The sequence below is a fragment of the Lacrimispora sinapis genome (assembly GCF_043633585.1).
Classification (GTDB): Bacteria; Bacillota; Clostridia; order Lachnospirales; family Lachnospiraceae; genus Lacrimispora; species Lacrimispora sinapis.
Genome location: NZ_CP141832.1, coordinates 1766075 through 1792333, shown reverse-complemented (window position 1 = coordinate 1792333; position 26259 = coordinate 1766075). Strand labels below are relative to the sequence as shown.

Here is a 26259-nt window from a genome sequence, read left to right as displayed (position 1 = left end):
GGAACTTTTCTAAATCCTCCTCAGATATCTATCCCTGAAGCTGCTCGTTGTTCCGGCTTTTCAAGCCTATCCGCTTTTATTCGTATATGAAAACTGTAAAGTCCTGTACCTCCAACGCTAATCTATGAATTTCAATAATAGTGTATCAAAAATAGCATATCTCCCTGAGTCTGTATGTACTGAGGAAGCATATACCCCTATGGTACATCCGGTAAATCCCCCCGCTCTTTCCGAACAAAGGTCTTTGACCTCCACTCCATCGGCGACCTTTCTATCATCCGCCATAACACAAAGAATCTGATTTTCTCCTTGCAGCTGCAGGGTGTGTACTTCTCCGGCCACTGGACTTCTTCCCATTTCTGTTTCCCCGGCTCCCGTTCTTTTTATAACCACAGCCTCACATCTTCCCCCAGTATTTCTGAATACCGCTTTGATATAGTGATGCTCATCGTAAAAATATACCAGTCCGGCTTCTTCCGCTCCCGAAAATACCGCTTCTAATTCTACTTTCGCATCAAAGGTCCGGGACAAAAGTCTTGTACCAATAAAGGAGGGTGTGCCCAAATCCTCCATTGTCTCAGGCCGAAAAGGCAGAAAAAGCTTTCCCTCCTCCGCTTTTAATGGGATATTCGATGGATTCTCTCTTAATCCAATGCATCTCATGTCCAGTGGTAGGGTCCAGAAAATATCATGTTTTTTCTCAAAAACCTTCGACTCCTTCTTCCCCGCTACCTTTCCAACCTGAGGATTCACCACCGGCCATTCCTCTTCCCATTCCACTTCCGCCAAAAATGTTTCCCGGCCCAGTTCGGCACATCCATTTACCGGTCTGGTTCCCAGCATCACAAGAAACCACTTCCCGCCAGGAGTCTCTATCAAATCTCCGTGACCGATATTTTGGATGGGATAGCGATGGCCCAGATGACGATGGGTCAAAACAGGATTATGGGGACAAGACTCGTATGGTCCCTCCAGCAAACGGCTTCTGGCAACAGCAATGCTGTGATTATAACCTGTGCCTCCCTCTGCAAGAAGGAGATAATAATAGTCTCCTTTATGATAGATATGAGGACCTTCTGCCCAGATGGTGCGTTTCATACTTCCGTCAAATATGCTTTTTGGCTCCCCAACTAATTTCCCTTCCCTCAGATCAAGCATCTGAATCCATATCTCACAATCGCCATAATAAGCCGCAGGTTCTTTTGTCCGCTGTCCCACATAATAACAGGTTTCATTTTCAAAAAACAGGCTTGGGTCCATGCCTGGAGCATCTTTTAAATAAACAGGGTCCGACCACGGTCCCTCCGCTTTTTCTGAGGTCACATAAAAGTTTCCTCCACCGGATACATTTGTTGTAATCACATAGAATTTTTCATCGAAATACCGGATGGTGGGGGCGTAGATTCCCTGGGATACCTTTGCCCCTTTTAAACCTAGTTGTTCCTCCCGCTCCAAAACATGCCCGATCTGTACCCAGTCTCTCAAATTGGTGCTGGTAAAAACAGGAATTCCCGGTGCATATGCAAATGTAGAATGAACCATATAATAATCTTTACCTACCCTGCATATGGAAGGGTCCGGGTAAAAACCTTTTTGTATGGGATTTGTAATTGTTATCATATTCCAGCCACACCTTTCCCTCTCATTCATTCTGACGACCGCAAATTTAATTCTTTTGTTCCACAATAACTTTTGTATCAACCATAAATTATTTCCAGTATGTTACCATCTTGTGTTACAGCCAGACGTTTAATGGCATCTCCTTTGATTATCAAACCCATGTATGTACCCCCATTCATCACCCTGCATACTGCACTTATTATAGCATATAATATTCTCCCCAAAACATAACACTTGTTCTGTTAATAATGAATACATTCGCTTTATACCATCTCTCCCCGGAAAATCCACCTCCAAATACCTATTGCAAAATTAAAATCAGATGCAGGAACATCCGCCGCGCGCGCAAAAAAAGCTGCTACCCAACAATTGAGTAACAGCTTTTTATAAGTAGTTTCTTCTAATCAAAGAAAAAACAGAATTCAAAGAAATATTAAGCTTCAACGCTGATGATTTCTTTCTTGTTGTAAGAACCGCAAGCCTTGCAAACTCTGTGAGGCATCATAAGCTCACCGCACTTGCTGCATTTTACTAAATTTGGAGCACTCATCTTCCAGTTTGCTCTACGTTTGTCTCTTCTTGCTTTAGAAGATTTGTTCTTTGGACAGATAGACATGGTTACACCTCCTTAAACTGTTTAAAAATATCCTGGATGACTGCCATTCTAGGGTCTGTAGGCCTAATATCGCAGTCACAAGTCTCATGATTGAGATTTGTTCCACATCTATTACAAATCCCCTTGCAGTTTTCACTGCAGAGAACCTTCATAGGCAGGTTCAGTATGAGTTCATCACAAACCAACTGGTCTACATCCAGATTATAACCATTAACGTATGGTTGTTCATCGAGTTCCTCTACACGCTCTCCTTCGGATTCACTCAAGTCAATCGCTCGGATCATATCGAATTCCAAATCCACAGGCACCGGCTCTAAACACCGGTCACATGGAACAATAAGGGTAAGACCAGCTTTCCCTTCCACTTCCAGCTTTTTGCCTCCCAGATTCATAATCCGCAGCACAACTGGTTTCGCAGCAGCTACCTCATAATCTCCGTATGGCCCATGATAGACTTTCATCTCAATATCTGGTGTATAGGTTTTCTCTTTCCCCTCCAGGGTAAACAACTCGGTTAAATTAATAAGCATATTAGTCTCCTAATACGCACCTATGCTATTATACATAGGCGCGCACTATTTGTCAACAAAATATTTCCATATTTGATGTTGCAATACTATGATGCACCATCATCTTCCGGATTATACCAGGGCTTTGGTCTCTCTTGCAATTGCCAACTCTTCATTGGTAGGAATTACACATACCTTAACCTTGGATTCCGGTGCGGAAATCATGTTGTTAAAACCTCTCTTGCTGTTAGCTTCTGCATCAATAACAACACCAAGGTATCCTAAATAGGAACATATCTCTTCTCTGATCGGCATATCGTTTTCACCAACGCCAGCAGTAAAGGCAATGGCATCAACACCGTTCATTGATGCAGTATAAGCACCGATGTATTTTGCTACGCGGTAAACATATGCTTTGATGGCTGTATCTGCAAGGTGGTTTCCTTCTGCCTGAGCCTTCTGGACATCACGGAAATCACTGGAGATGCCGCCGGACATGCCAAGAATACCAGACTTTTTGTTTAAGATATCAATAACCTCATTCACAGTTTTTCCTTCTTTGTCACAGATGAACTGAATAAAAGCAGGATCAATATCACCACTTCTGGTACCCATGATAAGTCCTTCCAACGGAGTAAGACCCATACTGGTATCCACACACTTACCGCCGATGGAGGCAGAGATGCTGGCACCGTTTCCTAAATGGCATACAATTACTTTGCCCTTTTTCTCGTCAAGACCACAGAACTTTAAAGTTTCCTTGGATACAAAGCTATGGCTTGTACCGTGGAAGCCGTAACGGCGGATGCTGTATTTCTCATAATATTCTGTTGGGATCGCATATAAAGCAGCTTTCTCTGGCATACCCATACCAAATGCCGTATCAAATACAGCTACGTTTGGAGTCCCTGGCATAGCAGCTTCACAAGCTTCAATTCCCATCAAGTTTGCAGGGTTATGAAGAGGTCCTAAATCGAAGCAGTCACGTACTACCTTCTTTACGTCCTCAGTGACTACGATGGAATCGCTGTAAACGGTTCCTGCATGAAGAACTCTGTGGCCTACTGCGGAGATCTCACTTGTATCTTTAATTACACCAAATTCCGGATCAACCAATGCCTTCATAACGTGTTCAATGGCTAAGGTGTGGTTAGGCATATCTTCTTCGATGGTCTTTTCACCTTTTCCTTCTGCCTTATGAATTAATTTTGACCCTGGAATACCAATTCTCTCGCATAAACCTTTTGCTAAAACTTCTTCATTTTCCATATTGATCAGCTGATATTTTAAAGAAGAACTTCCGCAGTTGATAACTAAAATTTTCATATAAATTTGTATCTCCTTCGATTATTTAACGATTTCGCCGTACTGTTCTCTTCCGCAGCCAGCTGCGTTAGATTCATCGGTATCAATGTGCATAGCAAGAGCGTAGGAGTCGCTTACACGAACAACCACATCTCCGAAAACAAGGCTTCTGCCGTTTGTGTCAATTTTAACAGAAACGATCTCACCGTTTTTAACGCCAAGCTTTTCTGCATCCGCAGGTGTTGCATGGATATGACGCTTTGCAGCGATAACTCCTTCTGTAATATCGATCTCACCTGCTGGTCCAACAATCTTGCACGCACCGCTCCCTGCAATATCTCCAGATTCTCTTACTGGTGCAGCGATGCCAATGGAACGGGCATCCGTCAGGGAAATCTCTACCTGAGTTGATTTTCTCACTGGTCCTAAAATAGAAACGCCTTTGAACTCACTTTTGGAACCGATAACGGTTACTCTCTCCTCACAGGCAAACTGTCCTGGCTGTGAAAGTTCTTTTTTCTTTGTCAGTTCATATCCCTTTCCAAATAAAATCTCAAGATGCTCTTGAGATAAATGTACATGACGAGCTGATGTTTCGACAATAAAATTCATGTTTCCCTAATCTCCTGTTCTTATCCTCAAAGATTTTTTATTAACCCTCACTCTATTCTATGAGGATTCCTCAAAATTTTCAAGTATTCCATCAAAATAATTTGCATTTTTTACGAAACAATAGCATAATAAGAGATATATTAACGAAAAAGGACTTATTACATGGCAAACAATAAACATTTCCGTACAGTCGGTATTATTGCAGAATATAATCCATTCCACAATGGACATGCGTATCATATAAAAAAAGCCAAAGAACTGTCGCAGGCAGATTTCTGTATTGTGGTCATGAGCGGCGACTTCGTACAAAGGGGTGCCCCTGCCGTCTATGACAAATATACCAGGACCGCTATGGCACTTTCCTGCGGTGCTGACCTTGTGCTGGAGCTGCCCTCTGTTTTTGCAACCAGCAGCGCAGAGGATTTTGCCGCCGGCAGCGTGGCCCTGCTTGACCGTCTTGGGGTCGTGGGTTCCATCTGTTTTGGAAGCGAATGCGGAGACATTGAAACGCTTATCGCCATCGCTTCTGTGCTGGCTAAGGAGCCTGAGGCATATACCCAAGCTCTCCGGGCAGGATTAAAAAAAGGATTAACCTTTCCTCAGGCAAGATATCAGGCTCTGGTTTCCTGCCAAATCCTGACAGATGAGCAGGCTTCTATCCTGACTTCTCCCAATAATATTTTGGGGATCGAATACTGCAAGGCAATGATCAGACAGAAAAGCAGCCTTTTGCCTCTTACAATTTCCAGAAAAGGCAGCGGCTATCACGATCCAGCCGTGACGGAAAATCAATTCAGCTCTGCAACCGGAATCAGGAATATACTAAAAGAAAGGGAAAGAAGCGCTCTTCCAAAGGATTTTTCTCTGCTTCAGGTCCCGGAACCGGTAAAGCTGATGATAGAAAACGGTTATCCCATATTTCCAGATGATTACAGCGTTCTTTTGAATGCTGCGCTGCTTCGCCTTTCCCACAGCGGAACTTCCTTTGATACGTTTGCCGATGTTTCTGAAGAACTTGCTGCAAGACTTTCTAACCAGCTTCCTGACTATCTTCCTTTTGAAGAAAAAATAGACAGTCTGAAAACCAGGCAATACACCTATACCCGTGTAAGCCGGGCGCTGCTCCATATTATCTTGGGGATCACTTCGGAACAGATCCTATCGGCAAGAAATGCAGGTTATGCTCCTTATGCAAGGGTATTGGGCTTTAAAAAGGCTTCTGCTGACCTGATGGGCCAAATAAAAAAGAGAGGGAGCATCCCTCTCATTACAAAAACTGCCGGTGCTGAACTGGCTCTTCCCGAAAATGTTCGTTTTATGCTCCGGCAGGATTTCTACTGTTCCCATATCTATCAGACCGTGCTGCAGGACAAATACCGTATAAACATAAAAAATGAATTCACGCAATCCGTCGTCATATCCTAACGGCGGATTCGTTATTTTATATACGTCTGGTTAAAAATTTGTTCCATTCCAGCCCCAGTGTTCTGCTTCTTCATATTTAATATAAATTTTATCCTGTGAAATCCCCACTACTTCCCTGTAAATACGGCTGATCTCGGCGGTTAAACGGTCATAGTCCCGGTTTGAAGCATGCCCAAAAATCTTGACTTCAATAAAGGCAATCTTTGTGTTATTTTTCCCTTTGAAATAAAGAGAACAGTCGTCTTCAAAACCGAGCATCAGCCAGGTTTCTGATTTTCCCGGAATCAGGCTTATTGCCTGGCCCAGCTTTGACTTTAAAACCTCTTTTACTTCTTCGGACAGCGGTACATTGACTTTTGAATTAATAAAAGGCATGATATTTTCCTCCCTCATTTATTTATTTTATCCATTTTTTCTTTCAAACATATCTTTAAGAAACTTTCCTTCTTTCAATACACTACATTTCCTAATCAGACAGTAAATCAAAAAGGGTCAGCTTTCCATGGAGAAATTCCATGATTTCTTCTATTTCTTTTCGGTTATCCTTTTTGCCGCCCTGTTTCACCGCCCGGATCAGGATGTTTTTTGGAGTATGCTCCATATCGATAAATTCCAGAATTTGGGTCCGGTATCCGTTGTTCTCCAATATTTCCGCTCTCAGGGCATCGGTATAAAGAGCTGCAAGACGTTCCTTAATAAGACCATACTGAAATACCGGTGCCATTACTTCATTTTTCATCTGTTTATTCAGCTCATGCTGACAGCAGGGTACGGATAAAATGACAGAAGCACCCCATCGGACTGCCTTTGCAAGGGCATAATCCGTAGCCGTATCACAGGCATGGAGCGTCACCACCATATCTACATGATCCACTCCCTCAAAAGAGGCAATATCTCCATGATAAAAGTCCAGCTTATGATATCCGTATTTGTCCTTTAAACGGTTGCAGTCGTCAATGACCTTCTGCTTTAAGTCAAGTCCGATGACCCGAATGGCATAGCCTTTTAACTCATGGAGATAATAATACATGGCAAAGGTCAGATAGGATTTTCCGCAGCCGAAATCAATGATCACATTTTCCCTGTCCGTATATAGCCTGGGAAGAATGTCTTCCATAAATTCTAAAAACCGGTTGATCTGCCGGAACTTATCGTACCGGGATTTGACGATTTTGCCTTCTTCTGTCATCACCCCTAAATCCACAAGGAACGGAATGGGAGTTCCTTCTTTTAAAATATAGCTTTTCTGCCTGTTATGCTCTGATATCAGCGGGGCAGCCTCCATCTTTGGCTGCTGCCGTTTTTCCTTGATGCTAAGGGTTCCCTTTTTGCTTACCAAAACCCTTACCTGGCCCTTTCTGGAATCCAGTTCCAGCTGGCGAAGTCTGCCATCCATTAAATCTGTCACATATGCGGCACATTCTTCCGCCGATAAATTCCTATGGAAAGCCTGGGCTCCTGCCAATTCCTCCGCCTGAAAAATCAGATTTCCTTTCATCAAAAGGGGGCGTATTTTGACCTTTGAAAGTTCCTGCTTTGGCACCGGGTTACTGATTATGATCCGAAGCAGATTCTCATCCAGGTATGTTTCAGCAATCCGCATCAGTTGTTCCTTTTCTTTTTGTTCCATTGAATCAAGCAATTCCTTTCTGCTTTCAGTTTTCCACAGCCGTCCAGCCTGCCCTTAAAAGTTCCGGGTAAGACTCCAGATGGGCATAATCATTAAAGCGCTCCACCGTAAACCGATTATCTGTCTCCAGCCACCGCACTTCTGTAATGCTGCAATTTTCCAGGGAATTTCCCAGCAGACGGTAATCCTTGGGTTCCATATGAAGAAAAGCAGCGACTATGGAGCGGATCACACCCCCATGAGTCACTACTGCAACATTCTGAAAGCCGCCTGAGGCAATCTCTTCAAAGACAGGCATTGCCCTTTTTATAACATCTGCGGCACATTCTCCACCAGGATAAGGTAAATCCTGCTCCATCCTGGCTTGTTCTTTTTTAAACTCCCGAAAGGTCACCGCAATGTCTTCATCCGCCATACCTTCCATGTCTCCGAATGAGATTTCACGCAATTCCGTTCTGATCATATGCGGGACCTTCCAAAGCTTATTGGCTTCCTTCGCCGTTTCTACTGCACGTATCAGATCGCTGGAATAGACCGCATCAATTTTTTTATGAGCCAATCTTTCCCCTGCAAGCCTGGCCTGGTGAAAACCTGCTTCCGATAAACTCACATTAACGTTGCAAAGCCGGCTGGATTGACGTCCATGACGGATTAAATAAAGATTCATTTCTTTTCCTCCGGAAATCTGTTAGTTCTTAAAGCTGTGGATCGGAGCTGGAATTCTACCGCCTCTGGACACAAATTTCTCGCAGGAGTATTTGCTTACGGGCATAACAGGAGCATATCCCAAAAGGCCGCCGAATTCTACGGTATCACCGACCGATTTTCCGATGACCGGTATAATGCGGACCGCCGTTGTCTTCTGATTGATCATGCCGATAGCGGATTCATCTGCAATGATTCCTGCGATGGTTGAAGGGGGAGTGTCTCCGGGAATTGCAATCATATCAAGACCGACCGAACACACACAGGTCATGGCCTCCAGCTTCTCTAAATTAAGTGCTCCCATGGCAACTGCGTCGATCATTCCCTGATCTTCACTGACCGGAATGAATGCTCCGCTTAAACCTCCTACATAAGAGGAAGCCATAACTCCGCCTTTTTTCACCTGGTCATTTAAAAGGGCAAGAGCCGCTGTTGTTCCAGGTGCACCGACTCTTTCAAGACCAATCTCTTCTAAAATCTCAGCCACACTGTCACCCACTGCAGGAGTCGGGGCAAGAGATAAATCAATGATTCCAAACGGAACATTCAATCTTTTAGAGGCTTCCTGAGCCACCAGCTGTCCCACGCGGGTGATTTTAAATGCTGTCTTTTTGATGGTTTCGCAAAGAACCTCAAAGTCCTGTCCTCTGGCGGATTCGATTGCAGTTTTTACAACTCCGGGTCCGCTGACTCCTACGTTAATAATAGTATCCGCTTCCGTTACCCCATGGAACGCTCCGGCCATAAAAGGATTATCATCCGGCGCGTTGCAGAATACAACCAGCTTTGCACAGCCAAGAGAATCATTGTCCTTGGTTTCTTCCGCTGTTTCAAGAACGATTTTACCCATAAGTGCTACGGCATCCATGTTGATTCCGGTTTTGGTTGAGCCTACATTGATGGAACTGCATACCCGTTCTGTACATGCCAGAGCCTTTGGTATGGAACGGATCAGATTCTCATCGGCAGTGGTCATCCCTTTGCTGACCAGAGCAGAGTAACCGCCGATAAAATTCACACCCACTTCCTTTGCGGCACGGTCCAGGGTTTGAGCGATGGTCACAAAATCTTCCGGAGTTTTGCAGGCAGAGCCGCCCACCATGGCGATAGGCGTTACGGAAATTCTTTTATTTACGATCGGAATTGCAAAATCCTTTTCAATCTCTTTCCCCACTGAAACAAGGTCTTTGGCAACCGTCGTGATCTTTTGATAGATTTTTTCGTTTACTGCCTTTAAATCACTGTCACAGCAGTCAAGGAGGCTGATGCCCATGGTAATGGTACGCACATCAAGCAGTTCCTGTTCAATCATCTTATTGGTTTCATTTACTTCAAACATATTTAACATATCGGGAACCCATCCTTTTCTTAAGCCTTGCTTTTATCATCAGATTCGGTGCATTTTTGTAAAAATCTCTTCTCTCTGGCATTTAACCTTTACGCCGATTTCATCACCAATTTGCTCCAGTTCATCAGACAGTTCTCCAAATGGCTTCACAGAATCATCCATGTCAACAATCATCATCATATTAAAGAATCCCTGTACGATGGTCTGGGAAATATCCAGAATATTGACCCGGTTATCGGCCAGATATGTACAGATTTTTGCAATGATCCCTACGGTGTCTTTTCCAACTACTGTAATAATCGTCTTATTCATAATGCTCTCCTCTTTGTTATATAGTTATAATTTCCGACATCTGATCCCTTTTTGCAACTTCAATGGAAAAATCGGATGCCAGATATGGATTATCTCCTTCTGTGATTTCCAGCCTTACTGTTTCATAAGCAAGTTCTTCGTAATTATTTTCCTTGCTCAAATGCCCAAGAAGAATCTTCTTTAAGTTTTCATGGAGAATGCTGCATAACAGCCTTCCTGCATTTTCATTGGAAAGATGTCCATGATCCCCCAGAATCCGCCGTTTCAGATAATAGGGATATGGTCCGGCCTGCAGCATATTCACATCATGGTTGGATTCCAGAAGCACTGCATCAAGACCCTGAAGATGATCAATGATATACTGGTTGAAATGCCCCATATCTGTGGCCACCGCAACGGATTTATGTCCATGCTGGACCCGGTATGCCACAGGATTTGCTGCATCGTGGTCAATGGAAAAAGGCTTGACTTCCAAATCCCCGATACAAAAATCCACATCGGGCCGAATGGGACAAAACAGTTCCCTGGGATATTCCCCCAGATATTTTTGCTTGGATATCTCTTCCAGTGTTTCCTTTGTCCCATAGATGGGAACGCCGCACTTTCTGGCTAAGACTCCCAGGCCTTTGGTATGATCCGAATGCTCATGGGTAATCACGATTCCTGTCAGTTCACTTCCCTTTACTCCAATGTCGTTTAACCCCTGCTGGATTCGTTTGTTGCTTATTCCTGCATCTACCAGAATGTGAGTCGTATCCGAGCCCACGTAAATGCAGTTTCCGCTGCTTCCGCTTGCAATGCTTACCAGTCTCATGTTTCGTTCTGTCCCCTGTTATTTAATATTTCCGCAAGTTGGTCCCTGATCTCTTCGATGGAACCGTCATTTCTGATGACCCTGTCACAGCGGGCCAGGTAATCTGCTTCTTTTGCCTGACTCGCAATGATTCGTTCTGAATGCTCTCTCTCATAACCCCTGTTTTCAAAGAGTCTGCGGATTCGTACCGGCTCCGATGCATAAATATACCACATCTCGTCATAACCAACTTCCGCTTTTTCACCCATAATTGCAAATTCTACCACAATAAGGCCTGCTTGGGAAGAAGAAATTTTACCCTTTATGTTTTTCCATACAAGCGGATGAATAATCTCATTCACGGCTTTCCTGATGCGGTCATCCCGGAAAATACATTGGGAGAGGATCTTCCGGTCAATGGTACCGTCTGCCTTTAAAATATGGTCTCCCAGAGTTTCTACTATTTTAACATATCCTTCCCGCCCTGGTTTCATAAGTTCATGGGCGACCTCATCTGCTTTGATAACTTCTGCCTTATATTCATTCTCTAATATAGAAAGAACCAGACTCTTACCTGCGCCTACCCCTCCTGTTAATGCAATTACTCTCATTATTCTGCCACCAGTTCCTTATTTTGCATCAAACCAGGATTCTCCCACATTCGCTTCCACTTCCAGGGATACTAAAAGGTCTGCCGCATGTTTCATCTCTTCTGTTAAAAGTTCCTTTACCTGTTCCAGCTCATCCCGATAGGTTTCTATCAATAGTTCATCGTGTATCTGAAGAACGATCCGGGACTTTAATCCCTGCTTCTTCAATGCCTGGTCCACGCGAATCATGGCGATCTTCATAATATCTGCTGCGGTTCCCTGGATGGGGGAGTTCATGGCCACACGCTCACCAAAATTACGCTGCATAAAATTTGAAGATTTCAGCTCAGGAACGGGACGGCGTCTGCCAAACATGCTGACCGCATACCCTTTTTCCTTCGCCTCTGCAACAAGTCCGTCTAAAAATTTCTTGACTCCCGGATAGGTCTCAAAATATTTTTCAATGTATTCCGATGCTTCCTTCCGGGTAATGCTTAATCCTTCGCTTAAACCAAAGGAACTGATTCCATATACGATTCCAAAATTCACAGCTTTTGCATTTCTTCTCTGCAAAGAGGTCACTTCATTAAGCGGAACGTGGAACACCTCCGACGCAGTAATGGCATGGATATCCTCCGCTTGTTTATACGCATTGATAAGCCGCTGGTCGCCCGACATATGAGCCAGAACCCTCAGCTCGATCTGGGAATAGTCGGCATCCACAAAAACACAGCCTTCCTTCGGAACAAAGACCTTACGGATCTCCCGTCCCAGTTCCATACGCACCGGAATGTTTTGAAGATTCGGTTCTGTACTGCTGATTCTTCCGGTGGCAGTGATGGTCTGGTTAAACGTTCCATGAATCCGTTCATCCGGTCCGATATACGCTGCCAGGCCATCGGCATATGTGGATTTTAATTTAGTCAGCTGACGGTAATCCAAAATCAGGTTTACCACCGGATAATCGGGTGCCAGTTTTTCCAAAACATCTGCAGCCGTAGAATATCCGGTTTTTGTCTTCTTTCCTCCGGGAATCTTCATATGGTCAAACAAAATCTCCCCCAGCTGCTTGGGAGAATTGATATTAAAGGTTTCTCCTGTTTCTTCGTATATTTTTTGTTCCAGTTCCATAATACGGACCTTTAGCCTGTCCCCGTATTCCTTTAACCGGTCACGTTCTACCTTGATTCCGGCTGATTCCATAGAATAGAGGCTGTAGATCAGGGGCAGTTCAATCTCATAAAACAGAGTGTCCATACCGTTTTTCTTTAGTTCCTCAGGAAGTACTTCCCCGCAACGGTAAGCAACGTAAGACATATAGCCGATACAGGAAACTGCAGCGTCCCTTTTTTCCTCCAATGCCCGGCCAATGGAACTTTTTCCAATCAAGTCAGCCCTTGAAGGAATGGTCATATCCAGATAATCTGCCGCCAGATCGTAATAAGCATAGGAATCCTTTAACGGATTCAGCAGATATGCAGCGACTCCTGCATCAAATACCGGGCTTCCGGCTTCCAGCTTTAAGAAAGGAAGCTGGCTCTTTAAATCCAGTACGGTTACATGTCCCGCTTTTTTAGAGATTTCCTCCGCTTTTCCGGCCAGATACTCTGATGTTAAAAATCCCTGGGGAATGATACAGTAACATTGCGCTTGCCCAAGGCACAAGGATAAGGCTGTTATGGCTTTGTCTTCAATGACCAGGTGCAGTCCCAGACGGCTATCCGGCAGACATTTGGAAAATATGGTTTCCGCTTCAGAAAAGTCGGTCACCAAATGAACCGGAAAATCTTCCAAAGACTCCTGGTTCTCTTCATCCGGAAAATCTGCCGGAACAAAGTCCATATCCATGATCTGGCGGATTTCCGCTTCTGAGATAGAGTTTGAATCGTCCAGACGGAGACTGCAGTCATCCCTGAGAGTGTTCCGCTTTTCCTCTTCTTTGATTTCTTTCTCAGTTGCTTTTAAGATTTCTTTGATTCTGAGAGATTCGACTTCCTCCAGATGATCAAAAAGATTTTTAATACTTTCATATTGTTTTATCAGCTGACAGGCTGTTTTCTCACCAATGCCGTTTGCCTTTGTAAGAGAAAAAACTCCCTTTAGCTTTACCGGCTCCAGACCGAATTCTCCTTCAATATCCGCCGGCGAGTAGGATTTTAAAACGAGTCCCTCCTCGCCCATGGAAGGAATGTGTACCGTTACATGGTCTCTCACCAGCTGTAAAAGTCTTTTGTCTTCCGATATGATCTGGATATCTCCGCCTTCTGTTTCACAGCTTTTTGCCAGCGATGCCAAAAGCTCCGCAGACTCATATCCTTTTTCGGATAATACAGAAATACTAAGAGAATCCGACAGTTCTTTCAGCCGCTCCTTCTGCTGCAGCAGCGCTTTTTCCGTCAGAGTGCCGCCGCCGTCTTCAGCCGAAAAAGTTATGGCAAGATAATCGGCTTCTCTCCGTTCCAAAATGCCTTTTATCAGACGGATCACGGCATCAGCCGCATTGGAGGGCATGCCATAAAAGGCATTGGCTATCATACTGTTTCCATCTATTAACACAATTCGTTTCCTGTTCATCTGTTCTCCCATCATAATAAGCCCTGCTGCATCCAGATTCTGCATTGCAAAAGGACTGAGATTATTAATGCCATGATACTCAGCGTAGATACTGCATATCTGGCAATTTTTATAAGCTTTACAGCCTGGATTCTTTGTTTGGATTGTTCCACCGCTGCTTCCAAAGCTCCTTTTATATTATAGTTCCCAGTTTCGGAGTCCAATTGTCTGATACCAACTTCCACCGTAAAATAAATTTCCAGTTCATCACGGCAGCTGGGACAGGATTCCATGTGTTCCAGAAATTCTTTTAATTCATCGTCAGTAAGTTCATCCCTGATGTATGGCATGACGAGACCCTCGGCTTCTTTGCATGTCATCGTTCAGACACCTCCTTAACAATTTCTTTTATCTATCATACAATATATTTAACCTATTTTCAATTTAATAATCTCAAAAAAACACTTGCCAAATGGAAAATCCTGTGATAGAATAATCATCGTTGCAGACGAGAGCCGATGTGGCGGAACTGGCAGACGCACTGCACTCAAAATGCAGCGGATAACCTCCGTGCCGGTTCGAATCCGGCCATCGGCATTGTGTGGAAAGGTGGTATAGAATCAAGACATTTTGCGAAATGTTTTGACTTTATACCACCTTTTTTATATGTTACTTATTCTCAGGAATTAAAATACAAACGTGTTAAATCCCCATTTCTTTATCATAATTTCACAAAATATGGTATACTGATTATAAATACTTATCCGGAAAGGCGGTAACGTAATTATGGAACGTAAATGGTTTCTCCTTTTTCCCCTGGGCTGTGCACTTGTTTTAAGCAGCTGCGGCCAGAAAAATTATATAAAAGCTGGTTCCGCTGATGCTGTATCCACTCAAAGCCAGGCAAGCACCATCGTAATCAGGGATTATTCCGAAAAAACCACTTCCCAGTCCGGTATCACAGCTTCCATAAAAACCCACAAAGATAAAAATATTTCCATACAGTACCCGGTTCTCTCACATTTAAATGATGAAAAAAAGGAAGAAGAGATCAATACTCTCCTAAAAAATAATGCCCTTAAAGTATTACAGGCAAATTCCGTAGATCCGTTAAAAGATACGCTTATTATAGAAGCCCGAATCGTTTCGGCTGATTCCAAACGGATTACGGCAGTATATACCGGGACCTATTATTCCGAAGGAGCTGCCCATCCTCTGAATATGTTCTATACAAATACCGTTGATTTAACCCAGGGAAAGGATCTGGGTCTTACCGATTACGCAAATCCCGAAACTCTGGCTGAATATGTTCTTTCCGATCAGGTGAAATTTTACAATGCTTCTGCCGAACTCACCGAAGCACTTTTGGAAATGCGGACACAGACAGATCTTGACTCATATACCAAAATCTTCCAGGAAGCTGATTTTCCGCTTAAGCTTAGTCAGCCTGACGGAACTCCCGCATTCCCCGATTCCTTTAGTTATGAGGAAAAGGGAGCCATCATTTTCTCCATTCCCGTCCCTCACGCTTTGGGAGATTATGCACTGGTTTCATATACTCCTGTGACAAAATAGTAAAAATAGTTGCCATTTACTTCTTTCTCTGATAGAATAGGACGGAAAATAAATAGAAATGGAGTCAAAAAATGAGTCAAAATGCAAAACTCACAACCCGAGATTATCTGCTCAGTATTCAGCATTTGTTCGCCATGTTCGGTGCAACCGTACTGGTTCCTTTACTGACAGGTCTCAACCCATCGCTGGCACTTTTTTCTGCAGGCGTTGGTACTTTAATATTCCACTGCTGTACTAAATTTAAGGTTCCTGTGTTTCTCGGTTCTTCCTTCGCATTTCTGGCTGCGGTTACTTCAATCACACGCCCGGAAGGAACCGTGATTCCAGAAAACGTACCTTTAGCACAGGGTGGAATTATTTTTGCCGGTCTGGTCTATCTTCTTTTCGCACTGATCGTATTTATCGTAGGTTCGGACAAGATTAAGAGGATATTTCCTCCGGTAGTGACTGGTCCGGTCATCGTAGTGATTGGCATTAACCTGGCAAGCACCGCAATTAATGATGCCACCGGCAATTTAAGCCTTGCTGACGGACTGACTCCGGCCATTGCGTTAAATCTGGGAATTGCCCTCTTTACCTTACTCATCGTGATTCTCTGCTCCATTTTCGCCCGCGGTTTCTTTAAGCTTGTTCCTATTCTCATCGGAATTGCAGCAGGCTATTTGTTGTGCGTAATTTTAGGAGCTGCTGGTATCTTCCACATGGATTATTCGGCAATTACCTCCGCTTCCTGGATTAACATTCCATATGTGACAAAGGATTCTAACGGAGTAGGTTTTATGACCATTCCCAAGTTTAGCCTTGGAGCCATTCTTTCCATTGCTCCTATTGCATGTGTAACATTTATGGAACACATCGGTGACATTACCACCAATGGAACGGTTGTAGGCAAAGACTTTTTAAAGGACCCAGGCCTTCACCGTACGCTCATGGGTGACGGCATTGCGACACTTTTTGCCGGTTTTACAGGTGGTCCCGCCAATACGACTTATGCGGAAAACACAGGAGTGCTTGCAACCACCAAAAACTATAATCCAAAGCTGTTACGGATTACCGCTGTATTTGCAATTATCCTCGGCTTATTCGGAAAGATGGGGGCAATCCTTCAGACCATTCCTGGTCCTGTAAAGGGCGGAGTTGAAATCATGCTCTTCGGAATGATCGCAGCTGTTGGTATCCGTTCTCTGGCTGAATCCAATTTAGATTTTACGCACAGCAGAAATTTATCCATCGTTGGACTGATTCTGGTGTTTGGACTGGGATTCGGACAGCTCGGCGGTCTTAACGTCGTGATCGGATCAATTACATTAAACATTTCAGGCCTTTTCATTGCAGTCGTAGTCGGGGTCTTAATGAACCTGATTCTGCCGGAGGTTCCTGATACAACAAGAGATTCAAGAAAGGACAAATAACACTATGGATTTTTCAATGGACAATGTAACCGTTTTTACCCACCCGCTGATTCAGCATAAAATTTCTATCTTAAGAGATAAGAAGACGGGAACCAACGAATTCCGGGCTTTGATCGAAGAGATTGCCATGCTGATGGGCTTTGAAGCATTAAGAGATCTTCCATTACAGGATGTTGAAGTGGAAACTCCGATTGAGACCTGTATGACACCGATGATCGCCGGCAAGAAGATGGCAGTCGTACCGATCCTCCGTGCAGGATTGGGTATGGTAAATGGTATTCTGGCTCTGGTTCCTTCCGCAAAGGTGGGACACATTGGCTTGTACCGGGATGAAGTAACTCATGAACCTCATGAATACTACTGCAAGCTGCCAAGCCCTATTGAGCAGAGAACTATCGTTGTCACCGATCCTATGTTAGCAACCGGTGGTTCTGCTGTGGCAGCGGTTGATTTCATCAAGCAGTATGGCGGCAAGAATATCAAATTTATGGCAATCATTGCTGCTCCGGAAGGCTTAAAGAGACTTCATGAAGCCCACCCTGACATCCAAATCTATGTTGGACATTTAGACCGTGAGTTAAATGAAAATGCCTATATCTGTCCTGGTCTGGGAGACGCCGGAGACCGTATTTTCGGAACAAAATAAATCAATGGCAATTATCAAAAAAGAGCTGCTTCATCATGAAGCGGCTCTTTTCATACATTCAAGGATATGAATGATGCTTATTCCTCTGTTACTGCTTTTTCAACAACTTCCCCCTGGTTCTTGTAGATGGAGTTTGCATCAACACAGACTCTCACGCAAGAGAGAGGATAGATATTGGATTTTGGTCCGATAACGGTTCCCGGATTTAAGATCGCACCGCAGCCGATCTCTGCAAAATCTCCGATGATAGCGCCAAACTTTTTAAGTCCGGTTTCGATGTCACCGTCTTCTGCATGCACCTTAACCAAAGACTTGTCTGTTTTTACGTTGGAAGCGATGGAGGAAGCACCCATATGAGACTTGTATCCTAAAATAGAATCTCCGACATAATTAAAATGAGGAACCTGAACACCGTCAAAAAGGATGGAATTCTTGATTTCAGAAGAGTTTCCTACGACAGCCCCTTCTCCAATGATTGCATTGCCTCTGACAAATGCACAATGGCGGATCTGAGCACCTTTACAGATGATTACATTCTCACCCATACATGCTGTGGGCGGAAGATTTATTGATTTGTGAATCCATACGGCCTTTCCCACATGAACGTATTCATCTTTTGGAAGACGCTGTCCCAGGGAAACAATGAACTCGCTGATTTTCGGAAGGATCTCCCATGGATAGGTGTTCTGTTCAAATAATAATTTTGCAATCGTATGGTTCGTATCAAATAAATCTTGGTTTGTCATATCTTCTTTTTTCATGTTAATAATCTCCTATTTTTGTTTTTTATAATTAGCTGCCGCGGCATCAAATACGCTACGAAGATCGTAGTGATTATTGAGCCTTAACACTCCTGCGGTGCGTCCGGCAACAAAATTCGCCAATTTCTGCATATACTCTTCTTCGGTAATGGACCCTTCGGATACATAAGTCAGTCCTTTTTCCCAGCTTGCCGTAAGCTCCGGGTTTAACAGCTGTTTAATGGAGGCATTGACCACATCATAAATCATCTCTCCAAGCAAGGTGGGAATAATCACCTGAGTTTTAGTGTTTAGTGAAAGGTATTTGATATGAAACAGCTTTTTTAATATCTCAGCCCTGGTTGCACTGGTTCCAATCCCGCTTCCTTTAATCTGAGCACGTAATTCCTCATCCTCAATCAGCTGACCTGCATTTTCCATGGCCAAAATTATGGAACCGGACGTATACCGTTTGGGAGGTGAAGTCTCTCCTTCTTTGATTGCAAGTCCTTTTATGGGAATCTGCATTCCCTTTTTCAGAGTTGCAAGCATGGCTATAAAGGCTGGATTATCCATATTTTTCTGGGGAGCTTCCCCATTATTATCATCCGGATTACTTTCAGAAGAAGCGTTGTTCTTTTCTTCCTGAGCTTTTTTCTTAACACCGGAGACGTCTGCAATTTTTAAATAGCCGACCTCCAGCATCACACGGAAACTGGAATAAAAATGTTCTTTCTCCGCAGCCAGCTCCAGGGAATATTTCTGATAAACAGCCGGAGGATAAAAAATGCTTAAAAACCTTCTTGTGATCACTTCATAAATTTTTGCCGACAGGGAAGACAGTCCTCTTGCGGCTCCAAGCCCCTGACCGGTGGGTATGATGGCATAGTGATCCGTGATCTGCTTGTCATTGACATATCTGGTCTTTTCAATGGTACGGTAAGAGCCGTTCTCCAAAACCTCTGCCGCTGCTGCCGATAACGGTTCAAATCCTTTTAATCCGCTGATGTTTTTATGGATATCCTTTGCAACTGCTGTAGATAATACTCTGGCATCGGTTCGCGGATAAGTGACCATCTTCTTTTCGTAAAGCTCCTGCACCACTTTAAGAGTTTCATCGGGGCTGATCTTAAACATCTTGGAGCAATCATTTTGTAACTCTGCCAGATTGTAAAGAAGAGGCGGGTTTTTCGTTTCCTTTTTCTTTTCTATGGAAACAACCGTTCCTTCCATAGGTTCCATAGCTGACAGGGACCCGATCAATTCTTCGGCATATTTTCTCTCTTTAAAGCCATTTTCTTTATAAAGAAATGGGGATTCAAAATACTTAGAGCCGGGCGCACTTCTCCATTCGCCCTCAAAATCCATCTCATCCTTTATAAATGTGCCTATCACCCGGTAGAAAGGAGTTTTTACAAAATCTCGTACCTCCCGCTCTCTGCGGACCACCATACCCAAAACGCAGGTCATGACCCGCCCTACGGATATGACCGTATTTTTTCCCGTCCTTAAATAATTGGAAATGTGCTGTCCATATCTTAGTGTAAGCAATCGGGAAAAATTAATTCCCATAAGATAATCCTCTTTTGCCCGTAAATAGGCAGATGCGGAAAGATTGTCATATTCGGATTCATCCTTTGCTTCCCGGATTCCTCTTAATATCTCCTCTTCCGTCTGGGAGTCGATCCATACACGTTTTTGATGCTTGTCCTTCACTCCTGCCATCTGGGCGACCAGACGGTATATGTATTCTCCTTCCCGTCCGGAGTCAGTGCAGACATATATGACATCCACATCCGGCCGGTTCAGCAGACTGCTTACAATTTTAAATTGCTTTTCAACACCAGGTATTACCTCATACTTAAATTCTTTGGGAAGAAACGGAAGGGTGGATAAACTCCATCGTTTAAATTTGGGATCGTAGCTTTCGGGATAGCTCATAGTTACCAGATGACCCACGCACCAGGTTATAATCGCCTGGTCCGATTCAATGTATCCGTCACTGCGTCTTCCTTTCACTTTCAAAGCATTGGCAAATTCCTGAGCTACACTAGGTTTTTCTGCAATGTATAACGATTTCGACATATATCTCCCCACTGCTTTCATAATAGTAACCCGACTATTATACCATTAAAACTTATGAATAGCAAATATTTACCTGCTTAAACATGGTTTTAGCTTATTATAGCATTGTAAAAATAGATTATCAATGATACATCAGGAAACAATTTTACGAGAAGGAGTGGTAAAAAACAAGAATAATATTCTTTATTTCACAGAATCAGCCGGTACTCTTCTTTCTGTATTCGGATAGAATTATGGACGCAAACATGAGAACACAGCCTGCCATCAGTCTTGCCGTAACTGTCTCTCCAAGAAACAGGACGGAAAACACCAGACCATAGACTGCCTCGAATGACAATATAATCGAAGACGTATTGGGGCTTAAATGCTTCTGTCCTACATTCTGCAGCAAAAAACAGAGCATGGTGCTGAAAATACCCAGATACAGCAAGCCAGTAACCATGGAGCCGTCAATGACTCTAAAATCCAGACTTCCTTCCAGCAGCGGAGCCAGCATCCAGCTCAATGCCGCTGCCACAACCATCTGAACCACCGTTAATACTATGGGATCGTGATTCTTTGTATACCGTCCAATAAACACGATATGGAACGCAAAGAAAAGGCCGCATAACAATGTCAGCAAATCGCCTATATTAACAGTCAGATCCCCTTCCAGGGAGATAAGGGCAAGGCCGGCAACGGCAATGACTGCTGCTGCCAAATTATTTCCCGATGGTTTCTTTCCGTTGAAAAACCAGTGCAAAAAGGGCACCAGAATGACATATAAGGTTGTGATAAAAGCATTTTTACTGGCCGTGGTGTATTTTAGGCCATAGGTCTGCAGCAGATAGCTCACGAACAGAAACACGCCCAAAAGTCCGCCGCACATAAGATCCGTCTTCCTGACCGATCGAACCCGTTTCCAGAATATAGCCACCAAAGCGATGGAAGCAATGGTAAAACGCAATGCCAGCAGATAGGTAGGAGAAATCACATCTACCGAATTTTTCATCACCACAAAAGCGCTGCCCCAAATAATTGTCGTCACAATCAGTCCTATGACAGACAGTGCCTTGATTCCGTTTCCCTCTTGTATTTTCATATGTACACGAACTGATTCCTTTCACATAAGTTCAGGGGCGCAATATGGCTGCGTCCCTGTTTTTTTCATCCCTGTTTCATTTATTCTGTAACGGAAAATTTATAAATAGTTACCGTATTATATTCTTCTCCCGCTTTTAAAACCGGAGAAGGAAATTCAGGAATATTCACTGCATTGGGATAATACTGAGTCTCAAAACAGTAACAGCAGCGTTTCCCATAAACTGCATTTTTCTTTCCTCTCATGCCTTCCTTCAAGAAATTCGCAGTATAAAACTGCATTCCCGGCAGATCCGTATACACCTCCATGCGAATGCCTGTCTTATCCGATTCGGCCGCCGCACATAAGGAAATCTCCCCATCCGGGTGGTTGAGTACCCAGTTATGATCATAGCCTTTGCCAAGCAGCAATGCCTCATAGTCCTCACTTAAATCCTGCTCAATGGTCTTCATAACGGTAAAATCCATAGGCGTTCCTTTAACAGGAGTAAACTCTCCGGTGGGAATGGAGCCTTCATCTGCTCTTGTATATGTATCCCCGTCAATCCATACCCGCTGTTTCATTGCATATCCGCCATCATGTCCATCCAGATTGAAATAACTGTGATTCGTGAAGTTGGCCACCGTATCCTGGTCGCAAATCATGTGGTAAGAAAGCATAAGACTGTCATCCGGCGTCAGGGTATATGTGACGGTGATGTCCGCATTACCAGGAAATCCCTGATCTCCATCCGGAGAGAAAAGGGAAAAATGAAGGCTGGTCCCCTGTTCGGTTTCTTCGATTTGGGCATCCCATAAACGTCTGTGGTAAAGATCAGGACCGCTGTGAAGATTATTGACGCCATCATTGGCTTCCAGGGTATATTCCCTGCCGTTAATTGAAAATCTTGCATTGGCTATGCGGTTCGCATTCCGTCCGATGGGCGCACCAAAATGAGGCGGATTGTCCAGATACCCGGACACACTGTCATAGCCCAGGACCACGTCTGTCTTTTGCCCAGTCTTATCCGGCACCTCCATAGTGACCCAGACGGCTCCTAAATCTGTAAATGAAGCGGAAACTCCATTTTCGTTTTCCAGTGTATACAAATACACTTCACTGCCATCAGGCATGTTTCCCCAAAGCTCTTTTTTGTAAGCCATATTGCCTCCTCCATATACCTTTTCCTAAAAACTCCCCCTATTGAAGAGGGAGTCTTATGGTCTTTTTATTTTTCGGCAGATATATACCCCTTTGCCGTTAAAAGTTCGGCACAGAGAACCGCACCGCCTGCCGCTCCCCTTACCGTATTATGGGACATTCCCACAAATTTATAATCATAAACCGTATCTTTCCGCAAACGTCCTACGGAAATACCCATTCCATTTTCATAATCCACATCAAACGCTATCTGAGGACGGTTGTCTTCCTCCATATACTGAATGAACTGCTTTGGTGCACTTGGAAGATCTAACTCCTGGGGAATTCCTTTAAAGCTGCGGATCCGCTGGATCAGCTCCTCTTTGGTCGGCTTTTTGCGGAATTTAACAAATACAGCCGCAGTATGACCGTTTAAAACGGGAATCCTGATACACTGGCAGGTAATGACAGGCTCACTTGCCTTTACGATCCTGCCATTCTCAACGGACCCCCAGAGACGCAATGGCTCCTGCTCACTTTTTTCTTCTTCCCCTCCGATATATGGAATCACATTTCCTTCCATCTCCGGCCAGTCCTTAAAGGTCTTTCCTGCTCCGGAAATTGCCTGATAAGTAGTGGCCACCACTTCGTAGGGTTCAAATTCTCTCCATGCCGTAAGCACCGGTGCATAGCTCTGAATGGAACAGTTTGGCTTTACGGCAATAAATCCCCGTTTTGTGCCAAGGCGCTTCCTCTGATCCTTGATCACCTCAAAATGCTCCGGATTAATCTCCGGAACCACCATAGGTACATCCGGGGTCCATCTATGTGCACTGTTATTCGAGACAACAGGGATCTCCGCTTTTGCATATGCTTCTTCAATCGCCTTAATTTCCTCTTTTGTCATGTCCACCGCACTGAAAACAAAATCAACACCTGCAGCCACTTTTTCCACTTCATTTACATTCATCACCGTTAAGTTTTTAACCGACTCCGGCATAGGTGTTGTCATTTTCCAGCGGCTTCCAACCGCTTCTTCATATGATTTTCCGGCAGAGCGAGGACTTGCTGCTACTGTTACTACCTCAAACCAGGGATGATGTTCCAGCAGAGAAATGAACCTCTGACCTACCATACCGGTTGCTCCCAAGATGCCAACTTGCAATTTCTTTTCCATCGCTTTCTCCTCACTTCTTCTTATTCTGTAATACTATCATACGCTGAATTCTTAACTATCCTATAACAAAGTGAGGAAAAAATCAATATTTATTCGCCATAAAAATACATTTGTACGTCCTGCAAAGACATTTCTCTGGAATGTATTTTGTGGTAACGTACTAAAGGCGAACCTTACTGCCTTTTCCATCCCGTTTTCCAACCTTCAGCCGATTCAAATGGACCTCTTTTTCCTTATACCGGATCACAGGCTCATCTCCTAATAAGTAAACCGCTTCCAGTTCTTCGCCCTGGGATAATTTCATTCCGCGCACGCCCCTTGCATTCTTCTTCATTTCAGAAATCTCTTCTACATGGAACCGCAGGAAAACCCCTGCCGACGTCTGAAGCACAACATCCGTTTGTTCTTCTAAAAGCTGTATACTGATAATGGAATCTCCCTCCTGAAGCTTGGTGGCGGCCACTGTCCGGTTGTTGGTTTCAAATTCTTCCCCCGGCACCAGCTTAACCAATGCCTGCTTTGTTGCAAACAGGAATTTACGGCCCTTCAATCCTTCTGCATGGCCTAAGTAAATGATTTTTTCTTTTGTCCCATCAAACTTGCTTAAATTATCGACAGGAGTTCCTTTGTCCCGGAGTTTTCCCCCTGGTATATCAAGTACTTTTACCTGATGCAGGTTTCCTGTATCGGTAAAAATGCAGATCTTATCCGTATTGAAACAGTTTACCACATATAAGTTCTCCGTTTCAATGGTTTCTTTGTTCCTCTCATAGGTATTCTTGTCCAGAACTTTACAGTATCCAAACCGGTCCATGACAAAAGTCACTTCTGAGACGCTTACCGCAGATTCATCATAAACGGCTTCCTTACCGTCTTCAATCAAAGTTCTTCTGGGCGTGGCATATTCTTTCTTTATGTATTCCAGATCCTCTTTGATCACATCATCCATATTTTTTCTGCTGGAAAGTATTTTTTCGTATAAAGCGATTTTTTCCAGAGTCTCCTTGAATTCCTTCTGCAGCTGGAGGATTTCTAATCCAATCAGCTTATAAAGCCTCATTTCCAGAATCGCACTTGCCTGTTTTTCCGTAAAGTTCAGCTTTTTTGCTTCCTCTTCAAACCCGCTGACCCGAAACTTGATATTTGTAACATCTCCGGTCATCAGGCAGTTTTTTGCATCCTTTAAATTCTTGGAACCCCTTAAAACGGCAATGATCAAATCAATGATATCACAGGCTTTGATCAGACCTTCCTTGATTTCCTTCTTTTCCAGTTCTTTATCTAACAGGGCCTGATATTTTCTGGTTGCATTTTTATATTGAAAATCCAGGTAATTTTTAAGGATTCCTTTTAAATTCAAAGTCTCCGGACGCCCGTTTGCGATGGCAAGCATATTGACTCCGTAGGTGTCTTCCAGCTTTGTTTTCTTATAAAGGATGTTGCGGATCTTTTCCACATCCGCATCCTTGCGCAGTTCCAGCACGATCCTGATCCCGTCTTTGTTGGACTGGTTGGAAATATCTACCACATCAGAAAGCTTTTTGCTTTCCACCAGGTTTGCAACATCCACCAAAAATTTGTTGATTCCGGCTCCGATCATGGTATAAGGAATCTCTGTAACCACCAGTTTATCCTTATCAGACTTCCTCTTTCCAAGCTCTACCTCGATTTTTCCACGAAGCTTGATTTTCCCCATGCCTGTTTCGTATATGGAAGGTAAATCGCTTTTATTTGCGATAATCCCTCCGGTGGGGAAATCCGGGCCGGGCAAATATTCCATCAGTTCCGCAATGGTAATGTCAGGATTGTCAATGTAAGCCATGACCGCATCAATGACTTCCCCCAAGTTATGAGAAGGAATACTGGTGCTCATACCGACTGCGATTCCTTCCGCTCCGTTAATCAAAAGATTGGGAACTCTGACCGGAAGAACCTCCGGCTCTTTTTCCGTCTCATCATAGTTTGGAATAAAGTCCACCGTCTTGTCTAAGTCTTTTAAATAGACTTCTTCCGCAAATTTTTCCAGTCTCGCTTCCGTATAACGCATGGCAGCCGCACCGTCACCTTCAATGGAACCGAAGTTTCCGTGACCATTAACCAGAGGCATGCCTTTTTTAAAAATCTGGGACATGACTACCAAGGTTTCATAAATGGAGCTGTCACCGTGGGGGTGGTATTTACCCATGGTATCACCCACGATACGCGCCGACTTCCTGTGAGGCTTATCGTGGTTTAAATGAAGCTCACTCATATCGTATAATACACGCCGCTGCACCGGCTTTAATCCGTCTCTCGCATCCGGGATTGCTCTGGCTGTAATAACACTCATGGAATAATTCATGTAGCTCTTTTGCATTTCCTCGGAATACTCTGTTCTAATGATTCTCTCTGCCATACTCCCTCTCC

24 protein-coding genes and 1 tRNA gene are annotated in these 26259 nt (G+C 43.8%); 5 read left to right on the top strand and 20 right to left on the bottom strand.

Annotated elements, in window-relative coordinates:
- Window positions 1-117 precede the first annotated feature (117 nt).
- The 5 genes from VIG27_RS08270 to pduL all read right to left on the bottom strand — a co-directional run bounded on the left by VIG27_RS08270 (window position 118) and on the right by pduL (window position 4662).
- The gene (locus VIG27_RS08270; protein WP_394527140.1) at window positions 118-1620 is read right to left on the bottom strand and encodes a glycoside hydrolase family 43 protein; all 1503 of its coding nucleotides are present in this window, start codon (window positions 1618-1620) and stop codon (window positions 118-120) included.
- Window positions 1621-2053: 433 nt separating this feature from the next.
- On the bottom strand, window positions 2054-2236 hold the full coding sequence (gene rpmF / locus VIG27_RS08265; RefSeq protein ID WP_143318967.1) for a 50S ribosomal protein L32: 183 nt from the start codon (window positions 2234-2236) through the stop codon (window positions 2054-2056).
- Between the two features lie 2 nt (window positions 2237-2238).
- Entirely contained in the window at window positions 2239-2766 is a 528-nt protein-coding gene (locus tag VIG27_RS08260; protein ID WP_394527137.1) for a YceD family protein, read from the bottom strand.
- Between the two features lie 111 nt (window positions 2767-2877).
- Window positions 2878-4071: an acetate/propionate family kinase gene (locus VIG27_RS08255; RefSeq protein ID WP_394527135.1), complete on the bottom strand. Its 1194-nt coding sequence runs from the start codon at window positions 4069-4071 to the stop codon at window positions 2878-2880.
- A 21-nt stretch (window positions 4072-4092) separates the two neighbouring features.
- A complete protein-coding gene (gene pduL / locus VIG27_RS08250; RefSeq protein ID WP_394527132.1) occupies window positions 4093-4662 on the bottom strand; it encodes a phosphate propanoyltransferase in 570 nt (189 codons plus the stop codon).
- A gap of 162 nt (window positions 4663-4824) precedes the next feature.
- Here pduL and VIG27_RS08245 point away from each other — a divergent pair, with 162 nt between their 5' ends.
- Entirely contained in the window at window positions 4825-6087 is a 1263-nt protein-coding gene (locus VIG27_RS08245; RefSeq protein ID WP_394527130.1) for a nucleotidyltransferase, read from the top strand.
- 30 nt (window positions 6088-6117) lie between these two features.
- On the opposite strand, the gene VIG27_RS08240 is transcribed toward VIG27_RS08245, so the two are convergent.
- The 9 genes from VIG27_RS08240 to VIG27_RS08200 all read right to left on the bottom strand — a co-directional run bounded on the left by VIG27_RS08240 (window position 6118) and on the right by VIG27_RS08200 (window position 14398).
- Entirely contained in the window at window positions 6118-6462 is a 345-nt protein-coding gene (locus VIG27_RS08240; protein WP_394527127.1) for a phenylpyruvate tautomerase MIF-related protein, read from the bottom strand.
- 91 nt (window positions 6463-6553) lie between these two features.
- Window positions 6554-7717, bottom strand: coding sequence for a class I SAM-dependent methyltransferase (locus VIG27_RS08235; protein WP_394527124.1), 1164 nt, complete (start codon window positions 7715-7717; stop codon window positions 6554-6556).
- Between the two features lie 25 nt (window positions 7718-7742).
- On the bottom strand, window positions 7743-8384 hold the full coding sequence (locus tag VIG27_RS08230; RefSeq protein WP_394527122.1) for a histidine phosphatase family protein: 642 nt from the start codon (window positions 8382-8384) through the stop codon (window positions 7743-7745).
- Window positions 8385-8405: 21 nt separating this feature from the next.
- On the bottom strand, window positions 8406-9770 hold the full coding sequence (locus VIG27_RS08225; RefSeq protein WP_394527120.1) for a PFL family protein: 1365 nt from the start codon (window positions 9768-9770) through the stop codon (window positions 8406-8408).
- Between the two features lie 39 nt (window positions 9771-9809).
- Complete coding sequence (locus tag VIG27_RS08220) at window positions 9810-10082, bottom strand: ACT domain-containing protein (RefSeq protein ID WP_394527117.1); 273 nt, start codon at window positions 10080-10082, stop codon at window positions 9810-9812.
- A gap of 16 nt (window positions 10083-10098) precedes the next feature.
- A complete protein-coding gene (locus VIG27_RS08215) occupies window positions 10099-10896 on the bottom strand; it encodes an MBL fold metallo-hydrolase (protein WP_394527115.1) in 798 nt (265 codons plus the stop codon).
- The gene (gene coaE, locus VIG27_RS08210; protein ID WP_394527113.1) at window positions 10893-11486 is read right to left on the bottom strand and encodes a dephospho-CoA kinase; all 594 of its coding nucleotides are present in this window, start codon (window positions 11484-11486) and stop codon (window positions 10893-10895) included. The genes VIG27_RS08215 and coaE overlap by 4 nt, the downstream gene beginning before the upstream one ends.
- 18 nt (window positions 11487-11504) lie before the next feature.
- A complete protein-coding gene (gene polA / locus VIG27_RS08205; protein ID WP_394527110.1) occupies window positions 11505-14054 on the bottom strand; it encodes a DNA polymerase I in 2550 nt (849 codons plus the stop codon).
- Complete coding sequence (locus VIG27_RS08200; RefSeq protein ID WP_394527108.1) at window positions 14051-14398, bottom strand: anti-sigma factor family protein; 348 nt, start codon at window positions 14396-14398, stop codon at window positions 14051-14053. The genes polA and VIG27_RS08200 overlap by 4 nt, the downstream gene beginning before the upstream one ends.
- A gap of 134 nt (window positions 14399-14532) precedes the next feature.
- On the opposite strand from VIG27_RS08200, the gene VIG27_RS08195 reads away from it, so the two are divergent.
- The 4 genes from VIG27_RS08195 (at window position 14533) to upp (ending at window position 17651) form a co-directional block, all read left to right on the top strand.
- Window positions 14533-14615: transfer RNA gene (locus VIG27_RS08195), tRNA-Leu, on the top strand.
- A 189-nt stretch (window positions 14616-14804) separates the two neighbouring features.
- On the top strand, window positions 14805-15593 hold the full coding sequence (locus tag VIG27_RS08190) for a hypothetical protein (RefSeq protein WP_394527105.1): 789 nt from the start codon (window positions 14805-14807) through the stop codon (window positions 15591-15593).
- Window positions 15594-15664: 71 nt separating this feature from the next.
- Complete coding sequence (locus tag VIG27_RS08185; RefSeq protein ID WP_394527103.1) at window positions 15665-17005, top strand: uracil-xanthine permease family protein; 1341 nt, start codon at window positions 15665-15667, stop codon at window positions 17003-17005.
- Window positions 17006-17021: 16 nt separating this feature from the next.
- Entirely contained in the window at window positions 17022-17651 is a 630-nt protein-coding gene (upp, locus tag VIG27_RS08180; RefSeq protein WP_394527456.1) for a uracil phosphoribosyltransferase, read from the top strand.
- Window positions 17652-17728: 77 nt separating this feature from the next.
- On the opposite strand, the gene VIG27_RS08175 is transcribed toward upp, so the two are convergent.
- The 6 genes from VIG27_RS08175 to VIG27_RS08150 form a co-directional block, all read right to left on the bottom strand.
- Window positions 17729-18412 carry a UDP-N-acetylglucosamine pyrophosphorylase gene (locus VIG27_RS08175; protein WP_394527101.1) on the bottom strand — a complete coding sequence of 228 codons (684 nt, stop codon included), beginning with the start codon at window positions 18410-18412 and terminating at the stop codon, window positions 17729-17731.
- Window positions 18413-18424: 12 nt separating this feature from the next.
- Entirely contained in the window at window positions 18425-20476 is a 2052-nt protein-coding gene (locus tag VIG27_RS08170; protein ID WP_394527099.1) for a DNA topoisomerase, read from the bottom strand.
- A 196-nt stretch (window positions 20477-20672) separates the two neighbouring features.
- On the bottom strand, window positions 20673-21557 hold the full coding sequence (locus VIG27_RS08165) for a DMT family transporter (RefSeq protein ID WP_394527096.1): 885 nt from the start codon (window positions 21555-21557) through the stop codon (window positions 20673-20675).
- A gap of 80 nt (window positions 21558-21637) precedes the next feature.
- Window positions 21638-22699 carry an aldose epimerase family protein gene (locus VIG27_RS08160; protein WP_394527094.1) on the bottom strand — a complete coding sequence of 354 codons (1062 nt, stop codon included), beginning with the start codon at window positions 22697-22699 and terminating at the stop codon, window positions 21638-21640.
- A gap of 65 nt (window positions 22700-22764) precedes the next feature.
- Entirely contained in the window at window positions 22765-23853 is a 1089-nt protein-coding gene (gene asd, locus VIG27_RS08155) for an aspartate-semialdehyde dehydrogenase (protein ID WP_394527092.1), read from the bottom strand.
- Between the two features lie 160 nt (window positions 23854-24013).
- On the bottom strand, window positions 24014-26248 hold the full coding sequence (locus VIG27_RS08150) for a DNA gyrase/topoisomerase IV subunit A (RefSeq protein ID WP_394527090.1): 2235 nt from the start codon (window positions 26246-26248) through the stop codon (window positions 24014-24016).
- Between the last annotated feature and the right edge of the window lie 11 nt (window positions 26249-26259).

What these genes read in the sequence shown, in the direction of transcription:
- VIG27_RS08270 (WP_394527140.1), bottom strand. Translation starts at nt 1,620, where the DNA reads ATGATAACAATTACAAATCCCATACAAAAAGGTTTTTACCCGGACCCT.
- rpmF (WP_143318967.1), bottom strand. Translation starts at nt 2,236, where the DNA reads ATGTCTATCTGTCCAAAGAACAAATCTTCTAAAGCAAGAAGAGACAAA.
- VIG27_RS08260 (WP_394527137.1), bottom strand. Translation starts at nt 2,766, where the DNA reads ATGCTTATTAATTTAACCGAGTTGTTTACCCTGGAGGGGAAAGAGAAA.
- VIG27_RS08255 (WP_394527135.1), bottom strand. Translation starts at nt 4,071, where the DNA reads ATGAAAATTTTAGTTATCAACTGCGGAAGTTCTTCTTTAAAATATCAG.
- pduL (WP_394527132.1), bottom strand. Translation starts at nt 4,662, where the DNA reads ATGAATTTTATTGTCGAAACATCAGCTCGTCATGTACATTTATCTCAA.
- VIG27_RS08245 (WP_394527130.1), top strand. Translation starts at nt 4,825, where the DNA reads ATGGCAAACAATAAACATTTCCGTACAGTCGGTATTATTGCAGAATAT.
- VIG27_RS08240 (WP_394527127.1), bottom strand. Translation starts at nt 6,462, where the DNA reads ATGCCTTTTATTAATTCAAAAGTCAATGTACCGCTGTCCGAAGAAGTA.
- VIG27_RS08235 (WP_394527124.1), bottom strand. Translation starts at nt 7,717, where the DNA reads ATGGAACAAAAAGAAAAGGAACAACTGATGCGGATTGCTGAAACATAC.
- VIG27_RS08230 (WP_394527122.1), bottom strand. Translation starts at nt 8,384, where the DNA reads ATGAATCTTTATTTAATCCGTCATGGACGTCAATCCAGCCGGCTTTGC.
- VIG27_RS08225 (WP_394527120.1), bottom strand. Translation starts at nt 9,770, where the DNA reads ATGTTAAATATGTTTGAAGTAAATGAAACCAATAAGATGATTGAACAG.
- VIG27_RS08220 (WP_394527117.1), bottom strand. Translation starts at nt 10,082, where the DNA reads ATGAATAAGACGATTATTACAGTAGTTGGAAAAGACACCGTAGGGATC.
- VIG27_RS08215 (WP_394527115.1), bottom strand. Translation starts at nt 10,896, where the DNA reads ATGAGACTGGTAAGCATTGCAAGCGGAAGCAGCGGAAACTGCATTTAC.
- coaE (WP_394527113.1), bottom strand. Translation starts at nt 11,486, where the DNA reads ATGAGAGTAATTGCATTAACAGGAGGGGTAGGCGCAGGTAAGAGTCTG.
- polA (WP_394527110.1), bottom strand. Translation starts at nt 14,054, where the DNA reads ATGATGGGAGAACAGATGAACAGGAAACGAATTGTGTTAATAGATGGA.
- VIG27_RS08200 (WP_394527108.1), bottom strand. Translation starts at nt 14,398, where the DNA reads ATGACATGCAAAGAAGCCGAGGGTCTCGTCATGCCATACATCAGGGAT.
- VIG27_RS08190 (WP_394527105.1), top strand. Translation starts at nt 14,805, where the DNA reads ATGGAACGTAAATGGTTTCTCCTTTTTCCCCTGGGCTGTGCACTTGTT.
- VIG27_RS08185 (WP_394527103.1), top strand. Translation starts at nt 15,665, where the DNA reads ATGAGTCAAAATGCAAAACTCACAACCCGAGATTATCTGCTCAGTATT.
- upp (WP_394527456.1), top strand. Translation starts at nt 17,022, where the DNA reads ATGGACAATGTAACCGTTTTTACCCACCCGCTGATTCAGCATAAAATT.
- VIG27_RS08175 (WP_394527101.1), bottom strand. Translation starts at nt 18,412, where the DNA reads ATGAAAAAAGAAGATATGACAAACCAAGATTTATTTGATACGAACCAT.
- VIG27_RS08170 (WP_394527099.1), bottom strand. Translation starts at nt 20,476, where the DNA reads ATGTCGAAATCGTTATACATTGCAGAAAAACCTAGTGTAGCTCAGGAA.
- VIG27_RS08165 (WP_394527096.1), bottom strand. Translation starts at nt 21,557, where the DNA reads ATGAAAATACAAGAGGGAAACGGAATCAAGGCACTGTCTGTCATAGGA.
- VIG27_RS08160 (WP_394527094.1), bottom strand. Translation starts at nt 22,699, where the DNA reads ATGGCTTACAAAAAAGAGCTTTGGGGAAACATGCCTGATGGCAGTGAA.
- asd (WP_394527092.1), bottom strand. Translation starts at nt 23,853, where the DNA reads ATGGAAAAGAAATTGCAAGTTGGCATCTTGGGAGCAACCGGTATGGTA.
- VIG27_RS08150 (WP_394527090.1), bottom strand. Translation starts at nt 26,248, where the DNA reads ATGGCAGAGAGAATCATTAGAACAGAGTATTCCGAGGAAATGCAAAAG.